Here is a 16,893-nt window from a genome sequence, read left to right as displayed (position 1 = left end):
AGTCACCCGTTGGCCAGCCATGCCTGGGAGACCTCCATGATCAAGGCGAGGGTGGCCTGTTGGGTCAAGGTGGTGGGACGCAGTGAGCTGACGGCTGTCGTGAGCTGGATGGTCAACGAAGGCGCTGACACGGGCCGTACCGTGAAAGCCGAAGGCCGCACCGAGCGCATCACCGCGTTGCGGGGCAAGATGGCGTAGCCCGCGCCGTCGGCCACCAGGTCCAGGATGGCGCTCACGCCGTCGATCTCCAGCGCAATTTGCGGTCTGCAGCCGATGGCGGCCATTTCCGACTCCACGTGCATGCGGATCGCGTTGGGTCGCGTTGGGATCACCAAGGGCAGGTTGGCGACCTCTTGCAGGCTGATCGCGGGCGGTGGCGGGTCTTCTTGCAGTCCTGGCGGGCGTGGCTGCACCAGCAACAGTTCTTCTTGCACCAGGGGGCGGTGTTCGATGCCCTGCATTTGGCTCGGGTTGTAGAGCACGGCGATGTCCAGGCGCCCGTTTTGCAGGTTCTCCTGCATGGCGCTCGACAGGCCCTCGCTGATGGACAGTTGGGCCTCGGGCATCTTCTGACGAAAAGCCCGTGTCAAAGGCACGGTGAGCACCCGCGCCACGCTGGGCGGCAGGCCAAGTGCTACGCGTCCCGTCAGGCCCGTGCGCACCCGGCCTAATTCTTCTCGCGCCCGCTCGACCTGGTGCAGGATGCCCCGGCCGTGCTCCAGCAGCAGCAGCCCGGCTTGGGTGGGTGTGGCGCCGCGGCCGTTGCGTACCAGCAGGTTTTGTCGCAGTTCCACTTCGAGCATGCGCACCTGGCGGCTGAGCGCCGGCTGGGCGATATTCAGGGCCTGGGCGGCGCGGGTGAAACTGCCCATTTCGGCCACGCGTACAAAGTATTCGAGCTGTTTGAGGTCCATGGGAACCCTTTCCGTTGGCTTTATTTTGTCATATCAGCTGTTTGGTTATGCGAGTTTGTTCTATCAGGTAGTCTGTCCAAGGTCTGGGTCGTGAACAAACGTGCCTGCACAATCGACCTAAGAATTCGGCCTACCAAGGAACCCCCTCCCATGAGCAAAAGCAATCCCTTGATCATCGACGTGCACGGCCACTACACCACCGCCCCCAAGGCGCTGGAAGATTGGCGCAACAAACAAATTGCGGGCATCAAGGACCCTAGCGTCAGCCCCAAAGTGTCCGACCTGAAAATCAGCGATGACGAACTGCGCGAGACCATCGAGACCAACCAGCTGGCCAAGATGAAAGAGCGCGGCTCTGACATCACCATCTTCAGCCCCCGCGCCAGCTTCATGGCCCACCACATTGGTGACTTCAATGTGTCGTCCACCTGGGCGGCCATTTGCAACGAGCTGTGCTACCGCGTGAGCCAACTGTTCCCCGATCACTTTGTACCTGCGGCCATGCTGCCCCAGTCGCCCGGCGTGGACCCGGCCACTTGCATCCCCGAGCTGGTCAAGTGCGTCGAACAATACGGCAACGTCGGCATCAACCTCAACCCCGATCCCTCGGGCGGCCACTGGACATCGCCCCCTTTGTCTGACAAAGCCTGGTACCCGATTTACGAAAAGATGGTCGAGTACGACATCCCCGCGATGATCCACGTGAGCACCAGCTGCAACAGCTGTTTCCACACCACCGGCGCGCACTACCTGAACGCCGACACCACCGCCTTCATGCAGTGCCTGACCTCCGACCTGTTCAAGGACTTCCCGACGCTCAAGTTTTTGATTCCGCACGGCGGTGGCGCGGTGCCTTACCACTGGGGCCGTTTCCGCGGTCTGGCGCAAGAACTCAAAAAACCTTTGTTGTCTGAGCACCTGCTGAACAACATCTTCTTTGACACCTGCGTGTACCACCAGCCCGGCATCGATCTGCTGACCAAGGTGATCCCGGTCAAGAACATCCTGTTCGCCTCCGAGATGATCGGTGCGGTGCGCGGCATTGACCCCGAAACCGGCCACTACTACGACGACACCAAGCGTTACGTGCAAGCCACGGCCAACCTGAACGAGCAAGACCGTTACATGGTCTTTGAAGGCAATGCCCGCCGTGTCTTCAAGCGCCTGGACGATCAGCTGCAGGCCAAGGGCAAGTGAGTGCACATATCTGTTGCCTGGATAGCCACGTCACTTCGTTTCTCGCGATGACGGTGTCTTGTCATAGCCAGGCGTTGTCTTGTCATCGCTGAACGGTGTTTTGTCATTGCGAGCGAAGCGCGGCAATCCAGTCTTTTGTGCCCCTGATTGAAATGTGAAGGAAGAAACCATGTACGAACTCGGCGTTGTTTACCGCAACATCACCCGCGCGGACCGCGCAGCCGCTGACGGTCTGGCCGCATTGGGCTCCGCCACGGTGCACGAGGCCATGGGCCGTGTGGGCCTCATGAAGCCTTACATGCGGCCCATTTACCCGGGTGCGCAGGTGTCGGGCACGGCCGTGACGGTGCTGCTGCACCCCGGCGACAACTGGATGATGCATGTGGTGGCTGAGCAAATTCAGCCCGGTGACATCGTGGTTGCGGCCATCACGGCCGATTGCACCGACGGCTATTTCGGCGACTTACTGGCCACGTCTTTTCAGGCCCGAGGTGCACGCGCTTTGATCATCGACGCCGGGGTGCGCGATGTGAAAGAGTTGCAGAAGATGAATTTTCCAGTGTGGAGCAAAGCCATCAGCAGCAAGGGCTGCATCAAGGCCACCATCGGATCGGTCAATATTCCTGTGGTGTGCGCGGGCATGATCGTCAACCCCGGCGATGTGATTGTGGCTGACGACGACGGCGTGGTGTGTGTGCCCGCAGCCCGTGCGGTGCAAACACTTGAGGCGGCGCAAAAGCGTGAAAGCTTTGAAGGCGAAAAACGCGCCAAGCTGGCTTCTGGCGTGCTGGGTCTGGACATGTACAAGATGCGCGAGCCGCTGGCGGCCGCAGGTCTGAAATACATCGATTGAGGAGACGAGATGAGCCAAGCCATGGACAAACCCACGTCGGGTGACTTCACCAAAACCGCAGGCTGGATGGACTGGTACACCGGTCCGTCTAAGCCGCGTTTCCAACTGCCAGCGGGTGCAGTCGATGCACATTGCCATGTGTTTGGCCCGGGCGCCGAGTTCCCGTATGCGCCTGAGCGCAAATACACGCCCTGCGATGCTTCCAAGCATCAGCTGTACGCGCTGCGGGACCACCTGAGGTTTGAGCGCAACGTGGTGGTGCAAGCCACTTGCCACGGCGCCGACAACCGCGCCATGGTGGATGCCCTGGTCAACTCCAACGGCAAGGCGCGTGGCGTGGCCACGGTCAAGCGCAGCGTGACGGACGAAGAAATCCAGGCCATGCATGACGCGGGTGTGCGCGGCGTGCGGTTCAATTTCGTCAAGCGTTTGGTGGATTTCACACCCAAGGACGAGCTGATGGAAATTGCCAGCCGCATCCAGAAATGGGGCTGGCATGTGGTCATTTATTTCGAGGCGGTGGACTTGCCCGAGCTGTGGGACTTCTTCACCGCACTGCCGACCACCGTGGTGGTGGACCACATGGGCCGTCCAGATGTGTCGCTGCCTGTGGATGGTCCCCAGTTTGCATTGTTCCAGAAGTTCATGCGCGAACATGAAAACGTGTGGAGCAAGGTATCCTGCCCGGAGCGTTTGTCGGTCACTGGCCCCAAGGCACTGGACGGTGAGCAAAACGCCTACCAGGACGTGATCCCCTTTGCCAAGCGCATCGTGGAGGAGTTTCCCGACCGCGTGCTCTGGGGTACCGACTGGCCACACCCCAACTTGAAAGACCACATGCCCGACGACGGTTTGCTGGTCGACTTCATCCCACACATTGCAGCTACGCCGGAGCTGCAGCGCAAGCTGCTGGTGGACAACCCGATGCGGCTTTATTGGCCTGAGGTCACCCGTTGAGTGTCATCGCGGGGAGCGCAACGACGTGGCGATCCAGTCTTCATGAACCCGTGAGCTTTCGAGGAAAAACATGGCTTTAGACAAACCCTACACCGACGTGCCTGGCACGATCATCTTTGACGCAGAGCAATCGCGCAAAGGCTATTGGCTCAACCAGTTCTGCATGTCGCTGATGAAGGCCGAAAACCGCGAAAGGTTCAAGGCCAACGAGCGCGCTTACCTGGACGAGTGGGCTATGACCGAAGAGCAAAAGCAGGCCGTGTTGGCGCGTGACCTTAACTGGTGCATGCGCACGGGCGGCAATATTTACTTTTTGGCCAAGATCGGCGCGACCGACGGCAAGAGTTTTCAACAAATGGCAGGCTCCATGACAGGCATGACCGAAGAGGAATACCGCAACATGATGATTACAGGTGGCCGCAGCGTGGAAGGCAACCGTTACATTGGCGAAAACGGTGACGCGCAAGCGCAGAACCAGCCACAAGGCGCAGCCCGGCAACACGCCAGCGCAGCTGGAAAGAAAGCATAACCATGGCCAAAATCACCGCATCCGTTTTCACCTCGCATGTGCCTGCCATTGGCGCAGCCATGGACTTGGGCAAGACACAAGAAGACTACTGGAAGCCGCTGTTTGCAGGCTATGACTTCTCCAAGCAATGGATGAAGGACAACCAGCCTGACGTGATCTTCTTGGTGTTCAATGACCACGCAACAGCTTTCAGCTTGGACATGATCCCGACCTTTGCGATTGGCACGGCGGCCGAGTACACGCCGGCCGACGAAGGTTGGGGACCACGCCCAGTGCCCACGGTCAAGGGTCATCCTGAGCTGGCCTCGCACATCGCGCAATCGGTCATTCAGCAGGACTTTGACCTGACCATCGTGAACAAGATGGACGTGGACCACGGCCTCACGGTGCCCCTGTCGTTGATGTGCGGCGAGCTGGACCCGGTGAAAGACGCCTGGCCTTGCCCGGTGATCCCGTTCGCCGTCAATGTGGTCCAGTACCCCGTGCCCAGTGGCCAGCGCTGCTTCAACTTGGGTCAGGCGATTCGCCGTGCGGTGGAGAGCTACGACGAAGACATCAATGTGCACATTTGGGGCACCGGCGGCATGAGCCACCAGTTGCAGGGCGCGCGTGCGGGCCTGATCAACCGCGAGTGGGACAATGCCTGGCTCGACAAGCTGATCAACGACCCGTTGGCCTGCGCCCAGACACCGCATATCGACTACGTGCGCGAAGCCGGCAGCGAAGGCATCGAGCTGGTCATGTGGCTGATTGCCCGTGGCGCGATGAGCGACATCAACCATGGCCAAGCCACCGGTCCTGCACCCAAGCTGCGTCACCGCTTCTACCATGTGCCCGCCAGCAACACGGCGGTGGGGCATGTCATTTTTGAGAACGCGTAAATTTCTGGAGTCATCACCATGAGCAAAACCATCAAAGTCGCCTTGGCGGGCGCTGGTGCCTTTGGCATCAAACACCTGGACGGCATCCAGAACATCGACGGCGTGGAAGTCGTCTCGTTGATCAGCCGTGACATCGAAAAAACCAAGGAAGTGGCTGCCAAATACGGCATTGGTCACGTCACCACCGATCTGAACGAGTCGCTTGCTTTGAAGGAAGTCGACGCCGTCATTCTGTGCACGCCCACCCAGATGCACGCCAGCCAGACCTTGGCTTGCCTGAAGGCCGGTAAGCATGTGCAGGTCGAGATTCCGCTGTGCGATGTGTACAAGGAAGGCCAGGAAGTCTTGCGCGTTCAAAAGGAAACCGGTCTGGTGGCCATGGTGGGCCACACCCGCCGCTTCAACCCGAGCCACCAGTGGGTGAACCACAAAATCAAGGCCGGTGAGTTCAATATCCAGCAGATGGATGTGCAGACCTACTTCTTCCGCCGCACCAATATGAACGCCCTGGGTCAGCCCCGCAGCTGGACCGACCACCTGCTTTGGCACCACGCGGCCCACACGGTGGACCTGTTTGCTTACCAGTGCGGCAGCCCTATCGTCAAAGCCAATGCAGTGCAAGGCCCGATCCACCCCACGCTGGGCATTGCCATGGACATGAGTATCCAGCTCAAGGCCGCCAATGGCGCGATCTGCACTTTGTCACTCAGCTTCAACAACGATGGCCCGCTGGGCACTTACTTCCGCTACATCGGCGACACCGGTACCTACCTGGCCCGTTACGACGATCTGTACACCGGCAAGGAAGAAAAGATCGATGTGTCGCAAGTGGCGGTGTCGATGAATGGTATCGAGCTGCAAGACCGTGAGTTCTTTGCCGCCATCCGCGAAGGACGCGAGCCCAATTCGAGCATCGCGCAGGTGCTGCCGTGTTACCAGGTCCTGCACGATCTGGAGCAGCAACTGGCGTGAGCGCTTTGACGCCTGCTGACGAACGCCAGCATCTGACAGTTTTGGGTCTGGCAGGTTTTGCCAGCATGGCATCGATGCGCATCTGCGACCCGATGCTGGTGGTATTAGGCCAAGAGTTCCAGGTCAGCACGGGCGATGCGTCGGCGGTGGTCTCGGTGTTTGCCGTGGCCTACGGCGTTTTGCAGTTGTTTTATGGCCCGCTGGGCGAGCGCTTTGGCAAGCTGCGGGTGGTGTCGATGGCAGTCTCGGCCTGCGCGCTGTTCAGCGCCATCACGGCCCTGTCCGTCAACCTCTCCATGTTGGTCATCATGCGCGGCTTCATGGGGGCTGCAGCGGCGGGCATCATCCCCTTGTCCATGGCCTGGGTGGGCGACCAAGTTCCTTATGAACGCCGTCAGGAAACCCTGGCCAAACTCATGAGTGCCACGGTGCTGGGCATGATGAGCGGGCTGTGGTTTGGGGGCTTTGCGGCCGACACGGTGGGTTGGCGCGGTGCTTTTGTGTTGCTGTCCGTCATGTTTGCTGTAGCGGCTGCACTGCTGCTGCGCCGCTTGCATCGCCAGACGCAGCCGTTGAACGTGACCACGCCGGGCTTGTGGGCAGCTTTTCGCCTGACCGGACAGCTTTTGGCAACACCTCGCGTGCGTTGGATTTTGATGGTCACAGCTGCCGAGGGCGCCTTGGTGTTCGGGGCCATGGCCTTCATGCCCACGCATTTGCACCAGCAGTTCGGTTTGAGCGTGGTGGCCGCGGGCTCGGTCATGATGCTGTACGGCGTGGGTGGTTTGCTCTACAGCCAGATGGCGCGGCGCTGGCTGGCCTGGTTGGGTGAGCGTGGCCTGGTGCGAACCGGGGCCGCTTTGGTGGCGGTGGGTTTGCTGGTGCTGGCTTGGGGAAGCGGCGTGTGGTTGGGCATGTTGGCGTGCCTGATGACGGGGTTGGGCTTTTATATGCTGCACAACACGCTGCAGGTGCAAGCCACGCAAATGGCGCCTGCTGCACGCGGCTCGGCTGTGACCTTGTTTGCCTGCTCGCTTTTTTTTGGCCAATCCACCGGTGTCTTGCTCATGGCGCAAAGTGTGGACATGGGCTGGCTGACTTATGCCTTCACCGCAGCAGCCCTCGGTGTATCGGGCCTGGGCGTGTGGGTCTACCGTCTGGTGGGGCGGCACTGATTTCATTCAATTTGAAGCGATAAGATCGGTTTCTGAAACCAGGAAACCTGACATGCCCGATCCGACCCTCGACCGTTATGCCGTCATTGGCAACCCCATCGAACAAAGCAAATCCCCATTCATCCACACGGCGTTTGCGCAGGCCATCGGCCAGAGCATCGACTACACCAAGTTGTTGGCCCCATTGGGTGGCTTTGCGGCCGTGGTGGACGCATTTCGTGCCAATGGCGGGCGCGGCATGAATGTGACCGCGCCCTTCAAGCTCGATGCTTTTGCCTACGCGACCGACTTGGCGCCCAGCGCGCAGATGGCCGGGGCGGTGAACGCGATGAAGTTCGAGGGTGACAAGGTGTATGCCGAAAACTTTGATGGCGTGGGTTTGGTGCGCGATTTGGTGCACAACCTGAAATGCCCATTGCAGGGGCGGCGTGTGTTGATTCTGGGGGCTGGAGGCGCCACGCGAGGTGCTTTGCTGCCCCTTTTGGCCGAGCAGCCGAGTGAGTTGGTGATTGTTAACCGCACCGTCGTCAAAGCGCAGGAATTGGCCGCACTGGCACAGCAGCACAGCGCGGTACAGGTGCCGGTTTTGGGTCTGGGTTATGACGCTGTGCAGGGGGCCTTCGATGTAGTGCTCAACGCCAGCTCCTCCAGCCTCAGGGCTGAGTTGCCGCCCTTGTCTGCCGATGTTTTTGCACCGGGCTGCCTGGCTTATGACCTGACCTATGGCAAAGGCCTCACCCCGTTCCTGCAGTTGGCCCAACAGGCCGATGTGACACGCTTGGCCGACGGTGTGGGCATGCTGGCCGAGCAAGCCGCTGAGGCGTTTGCCTGGTGGCGTGGCGTGCGGCCCGACACCACGGCCGTCATCGCGCAATTGACGGTACCGCTCGCCTGATGTTTTGTAACAGGCCCGCTCATTTGATGGGCATGCACTTGGGTGCAGACTTGGCAGAAGGGTGTACGCACAAGGGTTCGTGAAAATATACCAATGGCTACATGGCGCTGCGTGCGTGCATGTCAGACCATGGACAAAGGTGTAAGCAGGTGGCATGTGACCTTACTTTTGGTAACCGCATGCGGCTTGGGCCGACGCCAGAATTTGTCCATCGTTTTTCATGGAGATCAGCATGCGCACACACAAGCCAGCCCGTTTATTCACAACCCTGTCGTGGACCAGCCTGGGGTTATTGACCACAGGGCTCATCGCGTGCGGCGGCGGTGGAGGCGGCTCATCTTCCACCGGCACACTCAAGCTCGCCATGACCGATGCACCTGCTTGCGGTTATGACCATGTTTATGTCACGGTCAACAAAATCCGGGTCCACCAAAGCGCCACGGCCGATGGCTCGGAGTTGTTGGGTTGGAGCGAGTTGAGCATCCCGGCGCAACGAATCGATTTGTTGTCGCTGACCAATGGCGTGTTGCAGGAGTTGGGCAGCTTGCCCTTGCCTGCGGGCACTTACCAGCAAGTGCGATTGGTGCTGGCCGATAACCCATCCAGCCCGTCCACCTCGAACCCGCTCGCCAACGCGCTCGTGCTGTCGGGCAGCACGAGCGAAGTGCCGCTGAGCACGCCCAGCGGCCAGCAAAGCGGCTTCAAACTGAAGGCGCGTTTCGATGTGCAAAGCGGTCAAGTGGCCGACATGGTTTTGGACTTTGACGCCTGCCGCTCTATCGTCAAGGCCGGCGGCTCCGGGCGCTATAACCTCAAACCCGTTGTCGCTGTGATTCCGCGCCTGACCACGGCCATCGAAGGCTATGTCGACCCATCGATCGCGGCCAATGTGGTGGTCTCCACGCGAGACCCCGACAACAACTTGCGCGCCACGGTGCCCAACCCCACCACGGGTAAGTTCACTTTGGCGTACTTACCTGAAAACACCAACTACACCGTGGTGGTGGCCGGTCAGAACCTGACCACAGCTGCGATCACCAATGTGCCGGTGTCCCTGGCCACGGGCGTCACGGCACTGAGCACGGCGCAGACCGCCATCTTGCCCGCCGCTTCAGACATGGCCTCGGTGGGCGGTGTCGTCACCAACAACGCCAACGTGCTGCTCACCGATGCTGAAGTGTCTGCACGCCAGACCCTGAGCACAGGTCAGGTGCTGGATGTGGCATCGACAGGGGTCGATGCGGTGGGTGCCGATTACAGCCTGAGCCTGCCTTTGGCTGCAGCCGTGAAAGCGCCATTTGTTGCAGGCACGCCCTTGAGCTTCAGCACCGACAGCATGGTGGCAGGGCGCTACAACGTGACCGGCATCGCCACTGGCTACACCACCCAAAGCACAGACCCTGTGCTCAATTTGGGTGTGGCGGGTAGCACGACACAGAAAAATCTGGTGCTGACGCCCTGAGTTGGTACTTTGGCGCGCCTGTGCTGGGCAGCGCCTGTAGAAAGCGGATGGGTGCTTTTTTTGAGGCGATCTATACTCAACGAATGAACCAATTGGTACATTCCGACAAAAGCACGGGAGTCGAGACGGCGCCGGGTAGGGAATCGGGTCGCACCAATGACCCGGCCCGCACCATGGCCGAAATCCTCCAGGTGGCCACGCACGAGTTCGCCGACAAGGGCCTCACAGGGGCACGCATCGACGCCATTGCGGCGGCCACGCGCACCAGCAAGCGCATGATCTATTACTACTTCGGCAGCAAGGACGGCCTGTACCTGGCGGTGCTCGAAGAGGCCTACCGGCGTATGCGCGCTATCGAGTCCGATCTGCACCTGGACGACCTGCCGCCGATGGATGCTTTGAAAAAGCTGGTGGAGTTCACCTACGACCACCACCGCGACAACGAGGATTTCATCCGGCTGGTGATGAACGAGAACATCCAACGCGGGGACTATCTGCGCAAAAGCCAGAGCATTCAGGCGCTCAACACCAACGCGATTGCTTCGGTGAAAGCGGTGTATGACCGGGGTGTGGCGCAGGGCGTTTTCCGGGCGGGGCTGGACCCGGTGGACATCCATTCGGCGATTTCGGCTTTCACGTTCTTCAATGTGTCCAACCGGCACACCTTTGGCTTGATCTTTCAAGACCGCGCCAGCCAGGACAAGGCCAATACGCTCAAGCGGGTCCATGTGGTTGAACTCATCCAACGCTTTGTCAGTCATGCCGTAGCGGCATAACTGCTAGCGACCAGGGGATTTTGGCTATGCGGGTAAATACTGATCTTGAAAAACTAACCAGTTCGTACATTATGGTTAGTCCTTTTCTGGAGTTGTGCGGTGGTTCAAAAATTCATTGACGGGTTTTGCAAAGCCCTGAACGTGGTCATTGCGGCGTGCTTGGCCGTGATGGTGGTGCTCGTGTTCGGCAACGTGGTCATGCGCTATGGCTTCAACTCGGGCATCACCTTGTCAGAAGAGTTGTCACGCTGGTTGTTTGTCTGGATGACGTTCATGGGCGCGATCATCGCCCTGAAAGACCACGGACATCTGGGCACCGACATGCTGGTGGGCAAGCTCGGTCCAGCGGGTAAAAAGTTCTGTCTGGCCCTCTCCTACCTGGCCATGTTGTTCATTTGCTGGCTGCTGTTCAGCGGCGCCTACCAGCAAGCCATGATCAACCTGGACAGCACCAGTGCCGTGATGGAAGTCTCGATGGCCTGGATTTATGCACCCGGTGTGGTGTTTGCGGTGCTGGGCGGTTTGATCTTGTTGACCGAACTGCTGCGCTTGCTCACGGGGCAAATGCGCGACGAAGACCTGGTCATGATCCAGGAATCCGAAGAGTCGCCGCACGGCGCAGACAAAGCCTGAGCGCCAGGGAGACGGACATGACAATTGCCATTTTTGTTTTTTCATTGATCGGTGCGATGGCCATTGGCATCCCGATCGCGTTTTCTTTGCTGATCTGCGGTGTGGCCCTGATGTGGCATCTGGACATGTTCGATGCCCAGATCCTGGCGCAGAACCTGCTCGAAGGCTCCAACAGTTTTCCTTTGCTGGCGGTGCCATTCTTCATGCTGGCCGGTGAAATCATGAACGCGGGCGGCCTGTCGCGCCGCATCGTGAACTTTGCGATGGCTTGCGTGGGGCACATCAAAGGCGGTTTGGGTTACGTGACCATCATGGCGGCTGTGATCATGGCCGCCTTGTCGGGCTCTGCCGTGGCCGATGCGGCGGCGCTGTCGGCCTTGTTGTTGCCCATGATGGTCGCGGCAGGCCATGACCGGGCCCGCTCGGCCGGACTGATCGCTTCGGCTGGCATCATCGCCCCGGTCATCCCACCCAGCATCGGCTTTGTGATCTTTGGCGTGGCGGGCAATGTGTCCATCTCCAAGCTGTTCATGGCCGGTATCGTGCCCGGCATCCTGCTGGGTGCATCGCTGTGGATCACCTGGTGGTGGCTGGCGCGGCGCGAGGTGGTGCAAGTGCCGCCCCGCAAATCCATGGGCGAGATCCTGGTGGCCATGCGCGAGGCCACCTGGGCCTTGGTGTTGCCCTTGATCGTGGTGTTCGGTCTCAAGTTCGGCGTTTTCACACCCACCGAAGCCGCTGTGGTGGCGGCGGTGTACGCGCTGTTCATCTCCACCTTCATCTACCGCGAACTGGGTCTGAAAGATCTGTACCCCTTGTTTGTGAATTCGGCCAAGACCAGCGCGATCGTGATGTTTTTGGTGGCCGCAGCCATGGTTTCTGCCTGGCTGATCACGGTGGCCAACTTGCCCGCCCAGTTGATCGAGCTGTTGCAGCCTTTGCTGGACAGCCCACGCTTGCTGATGTTGACCATCATGGTCATCACCATGGTGGTGGGCACCGCGCTTGACATGACACCGACCATCCTGCTCTTGACGCCTGTGCTCATGCCTGTGGTCAAGGCCGCTGGCATTGACCCGGTTTACTTCGGCGTATTGTTCATCATCAACAATGCGATTGGTCTGATCACACCACCCGTGGGCACGGTGCTCAATGCGGTGGCGGGTGTCGGCAAAATCAGCATGGACGAAGTCACGCGCGGCGTGATGCCGTTCATGATCGCCCAATTCATCATCATGTTCGCCATGGTGGCGTTCCCGGCCTTGGTCATGGTGCCAGCCCGTTGGTTCTATTGATTCCTGGTTTGGTTGTCTGATCGGGTACGCCTGACGACCAACCCCTTGATGCACAGCGTACGTCCTTCACTTTTTTCTGGAGACATCTCATGAAACGTGTATTCATCCAATCCTTGATCGCCACCGTGGCCTTGGCCGCCATGGGCGTGGCATCCGCCCAAGACAAAACCATCAAGTTCGCCAACCAGAACGCAGCCGGTCACCCCATCGTGCTGGGCATGGAAAAGTTCAAGGAAATCGTCGAGAAAAATTCGGGCGGCAAGATCAAGGTCAATGTCTTCCCAGGCGGCGCACTGGGCAGCGACCAAGCCAACGTGTCCGCCATCCAGGGCGGCACCTTGGAGATGGCCTCCATGAACTCGGGCATCTTCGCCTCGCAGGTCAAGGAATTCGCGATTTTTGACTTCCCCTTCATGTTCGGTTCGGGCAAAGAAGCCGATGCGGCTGTGGATGGTGCGTTTGGCAAGAAACTGCACGCCAAGCTGGAAGACAAGGGCATCATCGGCCTGGGCTTTTATGAGCTGGGCTTTCGCAACATCACCAACAGCAAGCGCGCCATCAACAAGGTGGAAGACCTGGAAGGCCTCAAATTGCGCGTGATCCCCAACCCGATCAACGTGGACTGGGTCAAAGCCTTGGGTGCCAACCCCACACCGCTGCCATTCCCCGAGTTGTATGCGGCGCTGGAACAAAAGGCTGTGGACGGCCAGGAAAACCCCGTGGCCACCATCAACGGTGCCAAGCTGTACGAAGTGCAAAAGCACCTGGCCTTGACTGGCCACCAGTACAACCCTCAGTCGGTCATCATCAGCAAGAAGTTCTGGGAAAAGCTGTCGGCTGCCGAGAAGAAAATCGTGGCCGATGCTGCGACCGAGTCGGCCAAGTTCCAGCGCGAAAAAGCCCGCGCTTTGGAAGCCAGCATTCTGGACAACCTGAAGAAAAACGGCATGCAAGTGTCGCAACTGCCTGAGTCCGAAATGGCCAAGCTGCGCGACAAAATGCGCCCTGTGACCGCCAAGTACGGCGTGACTGTGGGCCAAGACCTGGTCAAGGAACTGCAAGCCGAAATCGAGAAAGTGCGCACAGCGTCCGCTGCGCCTGCCAAGAAGTCGGGCAAGTAATCGCCCGCCAAGGCTTCGCCGCGTGTGCGGCGAAGCCTTCTTTGTCTCTGAAAGGATTTGTCATGAAAGTCTTGATGCTGCACGGCGTGAACCACAACATGTTCGGCAAACGCGACCCCCAGCAATACGGCACCATCACCCTCGATGAAATCAATGCCAGTCTGCACAAGCTGGGCCAGGAATTGGGTGCCGAGGTCGAGTGCTATCAGACCAACCACGAAGGCGACATGTGCGAGCGCATTCACCAGGCTTACTTTGACAACGTCGACGCGGTGCTGATCAACGCCGGGGCCTGGACGCACTACAGCTATGCCATCCGCGATGCACTGGCCGTGCTGACCTGCCCTGTGGTGGAGTTGCACATGTCCAACATCCATGCCCGTGAAGAATTCCGCCACAAGTCGGTGTTTGCCGAAATCGTCAAAGGCCAAATCTGCGGCTTCGGCGCCGACAGTTATTTGCTGGCCTTGCGCGCTGGTGTTTCTGCGGCCAAAGCGGCCTGAATGAGCGACATTTTTATCCCATGATCAACGGCTACACCGAACTCATCGCCCACATTGGCTATCCCACGCACACCTTCAAGTCGCCGATGATCTACAACCCGTACTTTGAAGAGGCGGGCATCAACGCGGTGGTCGTGCCGATGGGTTGCAAGAGCGACAACTACCCTGTGTTCCTGAAGTCGGTGTTCACGCTGGAGAACATCCGGGGCGCTTTGATCACCATGCCGCACAAGGTCACCACGGTGGGCTTGCTCGACGAGGTCACGGCCACTGTGCGCGTGGCCGGTGCCTGCAACGCGGTCAAACGTCTGCCCGATGGTCGCCTGGTGGGCGACATGTTCGACGGTGCGGGTTTTGTGCGGGGTGTGCAACGCAAAGGTGTTGACCTGACCGGCCAACGCGTGCTGGTGGTGGGCACGGGCGGTGTGGGCTGCGCCATTGCGGCGTCTTTGGCGGGTGCGGGCATTGCCGCCATCAGCCTGTTTGACGTGAACACGGCCAGCTGTGAGGCCCTGGCCCAGCGCCTGAAAACCCACTGTCCCCAAATTGACGTGCAAACCGGCTCCAACGATCCGGCGGGGCATGATCTGGTGGTCAACGCCACGCCCATGGGCATGAACGAAGGCGATCCGTTGCCCCTGGATGTGACGCGCCTGTCGCCCGACACCTTTGTGGGCGAAGTCGTGATGAAGGCCGAGACCACCGCATTTTTGGCGGCAGCGCAGGCACGCGGCTGCCGAACCCAGGTGGGCACCGACATGTTGTACGAGCAAATCCCGGCGTATCTGGAATACTTCGGCTTGCCAACCACCACTGCCGATGTGTTGCGCCGTGTGGCGCGGTTGAGTTATTGAGCCCTGACCCCTCGAAAACGAGCGTCTGACTGGAGCCCCGAGATGACCCTGAACAAAGTTGACCGCGAAGCCGTGCCCGAGATGCCCAACCGCTTGGGTATTGCTGGCATTGAGTTCATCGAATACGCCACCAGCCGCCCGCAAGCGTTGGGCCAGGTGCTTGAAAACATGGGCTTTCGCCCGGTGGCCCGCCACCGCTCGCGTGAGGTCACCTTGTACCGCCAGGGCAGCATGAACCTGGTGGTCAATGCCAGCCCGGACGATGCCCGCGTCAGCAGCACCGTGGACGGCCAGCCTGTCATCTCGGCGGTGGCCTTCCGTGTTCAGGATGCCCTGAAGGCACACACCCGTTGCCTGGACCTGGGGGCCTGGAGTGTGGGCAGCCACGCGCAAGCGATGGAGTTGCACATCCCCGGCATCCACGGGCCGGGCAGCAGCCGTTTTTACTTTGTGGACCGTTGGCAAGAGTTTTCCATCTACGACATCGACTTCAAACCCATCCCGACGGTGGACCCGAATCCCCCTGCGCTGGCGGGCATGAGTTACTTTGGGGTGGTGCAGTACATCGGTGCTGCGCGCAGCGCCGACTGGCAGACCTATTACGAACACATGTTCGACTTCAGCGCCATTCCCGACGAAGAGCGCTTTGGCATCTTGCCCAAAGGCAAGCTGATGAAAAGCCCTTGCGGCACATTCCTGTGGCAACTGGTCGAGCCCGAGCCCTGGATGGACGGTGACGACAGCCCCGAGTGCTTGCAGCGCATCGGCTTTGGCGTGGCCGATGTGGGGCAGGCCGTGACCGCCCTCAAGGCCCGTGGCGTGGAGTTTGTCGAGTCGACGCGCTTGCACCCCGAAGACAGGGGGGCGCTGACCCGCGCGGCACTGGGCTCTGTCGCTTTCGAACTCGTCCACCAGTAAAAAGGAAAGCCGGTATGAACTTGCTCGACGGCTACGGCATGGATACCATCACCATGGCCGGCACGCTGGAGGCCAAACTGGCCGCCATGAAGGGGGCTGGTTTTTCTCAGGTGATGCTGATGGCCCGTGATCTGGTCACACACCCTGGTGGCGTTCAGGCCGCTGTGGCGGCAGTGAAGGCCAGCGGCATGCGGCCGACCGGCTTTCAGGTGCTGCGTGACTTTGAGGGCCTGTCGGGGCATCTGCACAGCTACAAACTGGACATCGCCAAGGCCATGCTCGAGATGTGTGCGGCTACCGGAAGCCAGGTCTTGCTGGCTTGCTCGTCCACCTCGCGCCACGCCACGCAGGACCTGGACGCCATTGCAGCCGATCTGAAAAAACTCGCCATGCTGGCCGTGCCCTGGGGCATCAAGGTGGCCTATGAAGCTTTGTCATGGGGCCGCACCGTCAACGAATTCACCACCAGCTGGGATGTGGTGTGCCGCGCCGATTGCCCCAATCTGGGCATCGGCATCGACTCCTTCCACATCTTCGCGGCCAAGACCGAGCTGGACGCCATCGAGGCTTTGGACCCAGCCAAGATTTTTCTGGTGCAACTGTCGGATTTCATGTGGCAGGAAACCCCCACCTTTGAAGAGCGCATGACCACGGCCCGCACCTTCCGCGTGTTCCCGGGCGAGGGCGTGCACAGCGAACAACTGGCCGATCTGGTGCTGCGGCTGGACCGCATTGGCTATCGGGGTGACTACAGCTTTGAAGTCTTCAACGACGACTATCAGCAGTTGCCGCTGGAGACGGTGGCCGAACGCGCCCGGCGCAGTGCCATTTGGCTGCATCAGGATGTGTTGCACAAATCGGCACCGCTGCCGCAGTGGACTCGCCGCCAAGAGGGCTGACAAAGCAGCCGGCATACGACATACGGCCTGCAGGGCTATGGCGGGGCAGGCCTGGGCCA

General features: G+C 59.9%; 18 protein-coding genes. 17 read left to right on the top strand and 1 reads right to left on the bottom strand.

Translation table 11 applies throughout. The features are described 5' to 3' along the window. Nucleotides 1–2 precede the first annotated feature (2 nt). Nucleotides 3–914, bottom strand: coding sequence for a LysR substrate-binding domain-containing protein (locus tag ACHEXL_RS08645; RefSeq protein WP_416558925.1), 912 nt, complete (start codon nt 912–914; stop codon nt 3–5). A 168-nt stretch (nt 915–1,082) separates the two neighbouring features. Here ACHEXL_RS08645 and ACHEXL_RS08640 point away from each other — a divergent pair, with 168 nt between their 5' ends. The 17 genes from ACHEXL_RS08640 to ACHEXL_RS08560 all read left to right on the top strand — a co-directional run bounded on the left by ACHEXL_RS08640 (nt 1,083) and on the right by ACHEXL_RS08560 (nt 16,834). Further along, nucleotides 1,083–2,111: an amidohydrolase family protein gene (locus tag ACHEXL_RS08640; RefSeq protein ID WP_416561330.1), complete on the top strand. Its 1,029-nt coding sequence runs from the start codon at nt 1,083–1,085 to the stop codon at nt 2,109–2,111. A 169-nt stretch (nt 2,112–2,280) separates the two neighbouring features. Beyond that, nucleotides 2,281–2,964, top strand: coding sequence for a 4-carboxy-4-hydroxy-2-oxoadipate aldolase/oxaloacetate decarboxylase (ligK, locus tag ACHEXL_RS08635; RefSeq protein WP_416558924.1), 684 nt, complete (start codon nt 2,281–2,283; stop codon nt 2,962–2,964). Nucleotides 2,965–2,985: 21 nt separating this feature from the next. After that, a complete protein-coding gene (locus ACHEXL_RS08630; protein ID WP_416561329.1) occupies nt 2,986–3,921 on the top strand; it encodes an amidohydrolase family protein in 936 nt (311 codons plus the stop codon). Nucleotides 3,922–3,991: 70 nt separating this feature from the next. Beyond that, the gene (gene ligA, locus ACHEXL_RS08625) at nt 3,992–4,450 is read left to right on the top strand and encodes a protocatechuate 4,5-dioxygenase subunit alpha (protein ID WP_416558923.1); all 459 of its coding nucleotides are present in this window, start codon (nt 3,992–3,994) and stop codon (nt 4,448–4,450) included. A 2-nt stretch (nt 4,451–4,452) separates the two neighbouring features. After that, a complete protein-coding gene (locus ACHEXL_RS08620; RefSeq protein ID WP_416558922.1) occupies nt 4,453–5,331 on the top strand; it encodes a class III extradiol dioxygenase subunit beta in 879 nt (292 codons plus the stop codon). Between the two features lie 18 nt (nt 5,332–5,349). Next, nucleotides 5,350–6,303, top strand: a complete 954-nt coding sequence (locus ACHEXL_RS08615; protein WP_416558921.1) for a Gfo/Idh/MocA family oxidoreductase — start codon at nt 5,350–5,352, stop codon at nt 6,301–6,303. 5 nt (nt 6,304–6,308) lie between these two features. Next, nucleotides 6,309–7,478, top strand: coding sequence for an MFS transporter (locus ACHEXL_RS08610; RefSeq protein WP_416561328.1), 1,170 nt, complete (start codon nt 6,309–6,311; stop codon nt 7,476–7,478). A gap of 52 nt (nt 7,479–7,530) precedes the next feature. After that, the gene (gene aroE / locus ACHEXL_RS08605) at nt 7,531–8,373 is read left to right on the top strand and encodes a shikimate dehydrogenase (protein ID WP_416558920.1); all 843 of its coding nucleotides are present in this window, start codon (nt 7,531–7,533) and stop codon (nt 8,371–8,373) included. 232 nt (nt 8,374–8,605) lie between these two features. Beyond that, on the top strand, nt 8,606–9,835 hold the full coding sequence (locus ACHEXL_RS08600; protein ID WP_416558919.1) for a DUF4382 domain-containing protein: 1,230 nt from the start codon (nt 8,606–8,608) through the stop codon (nt 9,833–9,835). 173 nt (nt 9,836–10,008) lie between these two features. Continuing rightward, a complete protein-coding gene (locus tag ACHEXL_RS08595) occupies nt 10,009–10,611 on the top strand; it encodes a TetR/AcrR family transcriptional regulator (RefSeq protein ID WP_416558918.1) in 603 nt (200 codons plus the stop codon). A 99-nt stretch (nt 10,612–10,710) separates the two neighbouring features. Beyond that, complete coding sequence (locus ACHEXL_RS08590; protein WP_416558917.1) at nt 10,711–11,244, top strand: TRAP transporter small permease; 534 nt, start codon at nt 10,711–10,713, stop codon at nt 11,242–11,244. A gap of 17 nt (nt 11,245–11,261) precedes the next feature. Further along, the gene (locus tag ACHEXL_RS08585; protein WP_291927983.1) at nt 11,262–12,539 is read left to right on the top strand and encodes a TRAP transporter large permease subunit; all 1,278 of its coding nucleotides are present in this window, start codon (nt 11,262–11,264) and stop codon (nt 12,537–12,539) included. 89 nt (nt 12,540–12,628) lie between these two features. Further along, complete coding sequence (locus tag ACHEXL_RS08580) at nt 12,629–13,660, top strand: TRAP transporter substrate-binding protein (protein ID WP_416558916.1); 1,032 nt, start codon at nt 12,629–12,631, stop codon at nt 13,658–13,660. Nucleotides 13,661–13,722: 62 nt separating this feature from the next. Continuing rightward, nucleotides 13,723–14,163, top strand: a complete 441-nt coding sequence (gene aroQ, locus ACHEXL_RS08575) for a type II 3-dehydroquinate dehydratase (protein WP_108426731.1) — start codon at nt 13,723–13,725, stop codon at nt 14,161–14,163. 20 nt (nt 14,164–14,183) lie between these two features. Next, nucleotides 14,184–15,017 (top strand): shikimate dehydrogenase family protein, encoded by an 834-nt coding sequence (locus ACHEXL_RS08570; RefSeq protein ID WP_416558915.1) that lies wholly within the window; start codon nt 14,184–14,186, stop codon nt 15,015–15,017. Between the two features lie 42 nt (nt 15,018–15,059). Then, complete coding sequence (locus ACHEXL_RS08565) at nt 15,060–15,935, top strand: 4-hydroxyphenylpyruvate dioxygenase (protein WP_416558914.1); 876 nt, start codon at nt 15,060–15,062, stop codon at nt 15,933–15,935. Nucleotides 15,936–15,949: 14 nt separating this feature from the next. After that, on the top strand, nt 15,950–16,834 hold the full coding sequence (locus ACHEXL_RS08560; RefSeq protein WP_416558913.1) for a sugar phosphate isomerase/epimerase family protein: 885 nt from the start codon (nt 15,950–15,952) through the stop codon (nt 16,832–16,834). The last annotated feature ends 59 nt before the right edge of the window (nt 16,835–16,893 follow it).

The sequence above is a fragment of the Limnohabitans sp. YIMB22184 genome, assembly GCF_048020265.1.
Classification (GTDB): domain Bacteria; phylum Pseudomonadota; class Gammaproteobacteria; order Burkholderiales; family Burkholderiaceae_C; genus Limnohabitans_A.
Note: the sequence above shows the minus strand (reverse complement) of the source record. Positions and strands in the feature narration are given on the sequence as shown.

What these genes read in the sequence shown, in the direction of transcription:
- ACHEXL_RS08645 (WP_416558925.1), bottom strand. Translation starts at nt 914, where the DNA reads ATGGACCTCAAACAGCTCGAATACTTTGTACGCGTGGCCGAAATGGGC.
- ligK (WP_416558924.1), top strand. Translation starts at nt 2,281, where the DNA reads ATGTACGAACTCGGCGTTGTTTACCGCAACATCACCCGCGCGGACCGC.
- ACHEXL_RS08630 (WP_416561329.1), top strand. Translation starts at nt 2,986, where the DNA reads ATGGACAAACCCACGTCGGGTGACTTCACCAAAACCGCAGGCTGGATG.
- ligA (WP_416558923.1), top strand. Translation starts at nt 3,992, where the DNA reads ATGGCTTTAGACAAACCCTACACCGACGTGCCTGGCACGATCATCTTT.
- ACHEXL_RS08620 (WP_416558922.1), top strand. Translation starts at nt 4,453, where the DNA reads ATGGCCAAAATCACCGCATCCGTTTTCACCTCGCATGTGCCTGCCATT.
- ACHEXL_RS08615 (WP_416558921.1), top strand. Translation starts at nt 5,350, where the DNA reads ATGAGCAAAACCATCAAAGTCGCCTTGGCGGGCGCTGGTGCCTTTGGC.
- aroE (WP_416558920.1), top strand. Translation starts at nt 7,531, where the DNA reads ATGCCCGATCCGACCCTCGACCGTTATGCCGTCATTGGCAACCCCATC.
- ACHEXL_RS08600 (WP_416558919.1), top strand. Translation starts at nt 8,606, where the DNA reads ATGCGCACACACAAGCCAGCCCGTTTATTCACAACCCTGTCGTGGACC.
- ACHEXL_RS08595 (WP_416558918.1), top strand. Translation starts at nt 10,009, where the DNA reads ATGGCCGAAATCCTCCAGGTGGCCACGCACGAGTTCGCCGACAAGGGC.
- ACHEXL_RS08585 (WP_291927983.1), top strand. Translation starts at nt 11,262, where the DNA reads ATGACAATTGCCATTTTTGTTTTTTCATTGATCGGTGCGATGGCCATT.
- ACHEXL_RS08580 (WP_416558916.1), top strand. Translation starts at nt 12,629, where the DNA reads ATGAAACGTGTATTCATCCAATCCTTGATCGCCACCGTGGCCTTGGCC.
- aroQ (WP_108426731.1), top strand. Translation starts at nt 13,723, where the DNA reads ATGAAAGTCTTGATGCTGCACGGCGTGAACCACAACATGTTCGGCAAA.
- ACHEXL_RS08570 (WP_416558915.1), top strand. Translation starts at nt 14,184, where the DNA reads ATGATCAACGGCTACACCGAACTCATCGCCCACATTGGCTATCCCACG.
- ACHEXL_RS08565 (WP_416558914.1), top strand. Translation starts at nt 15,060, where the DNA reads ATGACCCTGAACAAAGTTGACCGCGAAGCCGTGCCCGAGATGCCCAAC.
- ACHEXL_RS08560 (WP_416558913.1), top strand. Translation starts at nt 15,950, where the DNA reads ATGAACTTGCTCGACGGCTACGGCATGGATACCATCACCATGGCCGGC.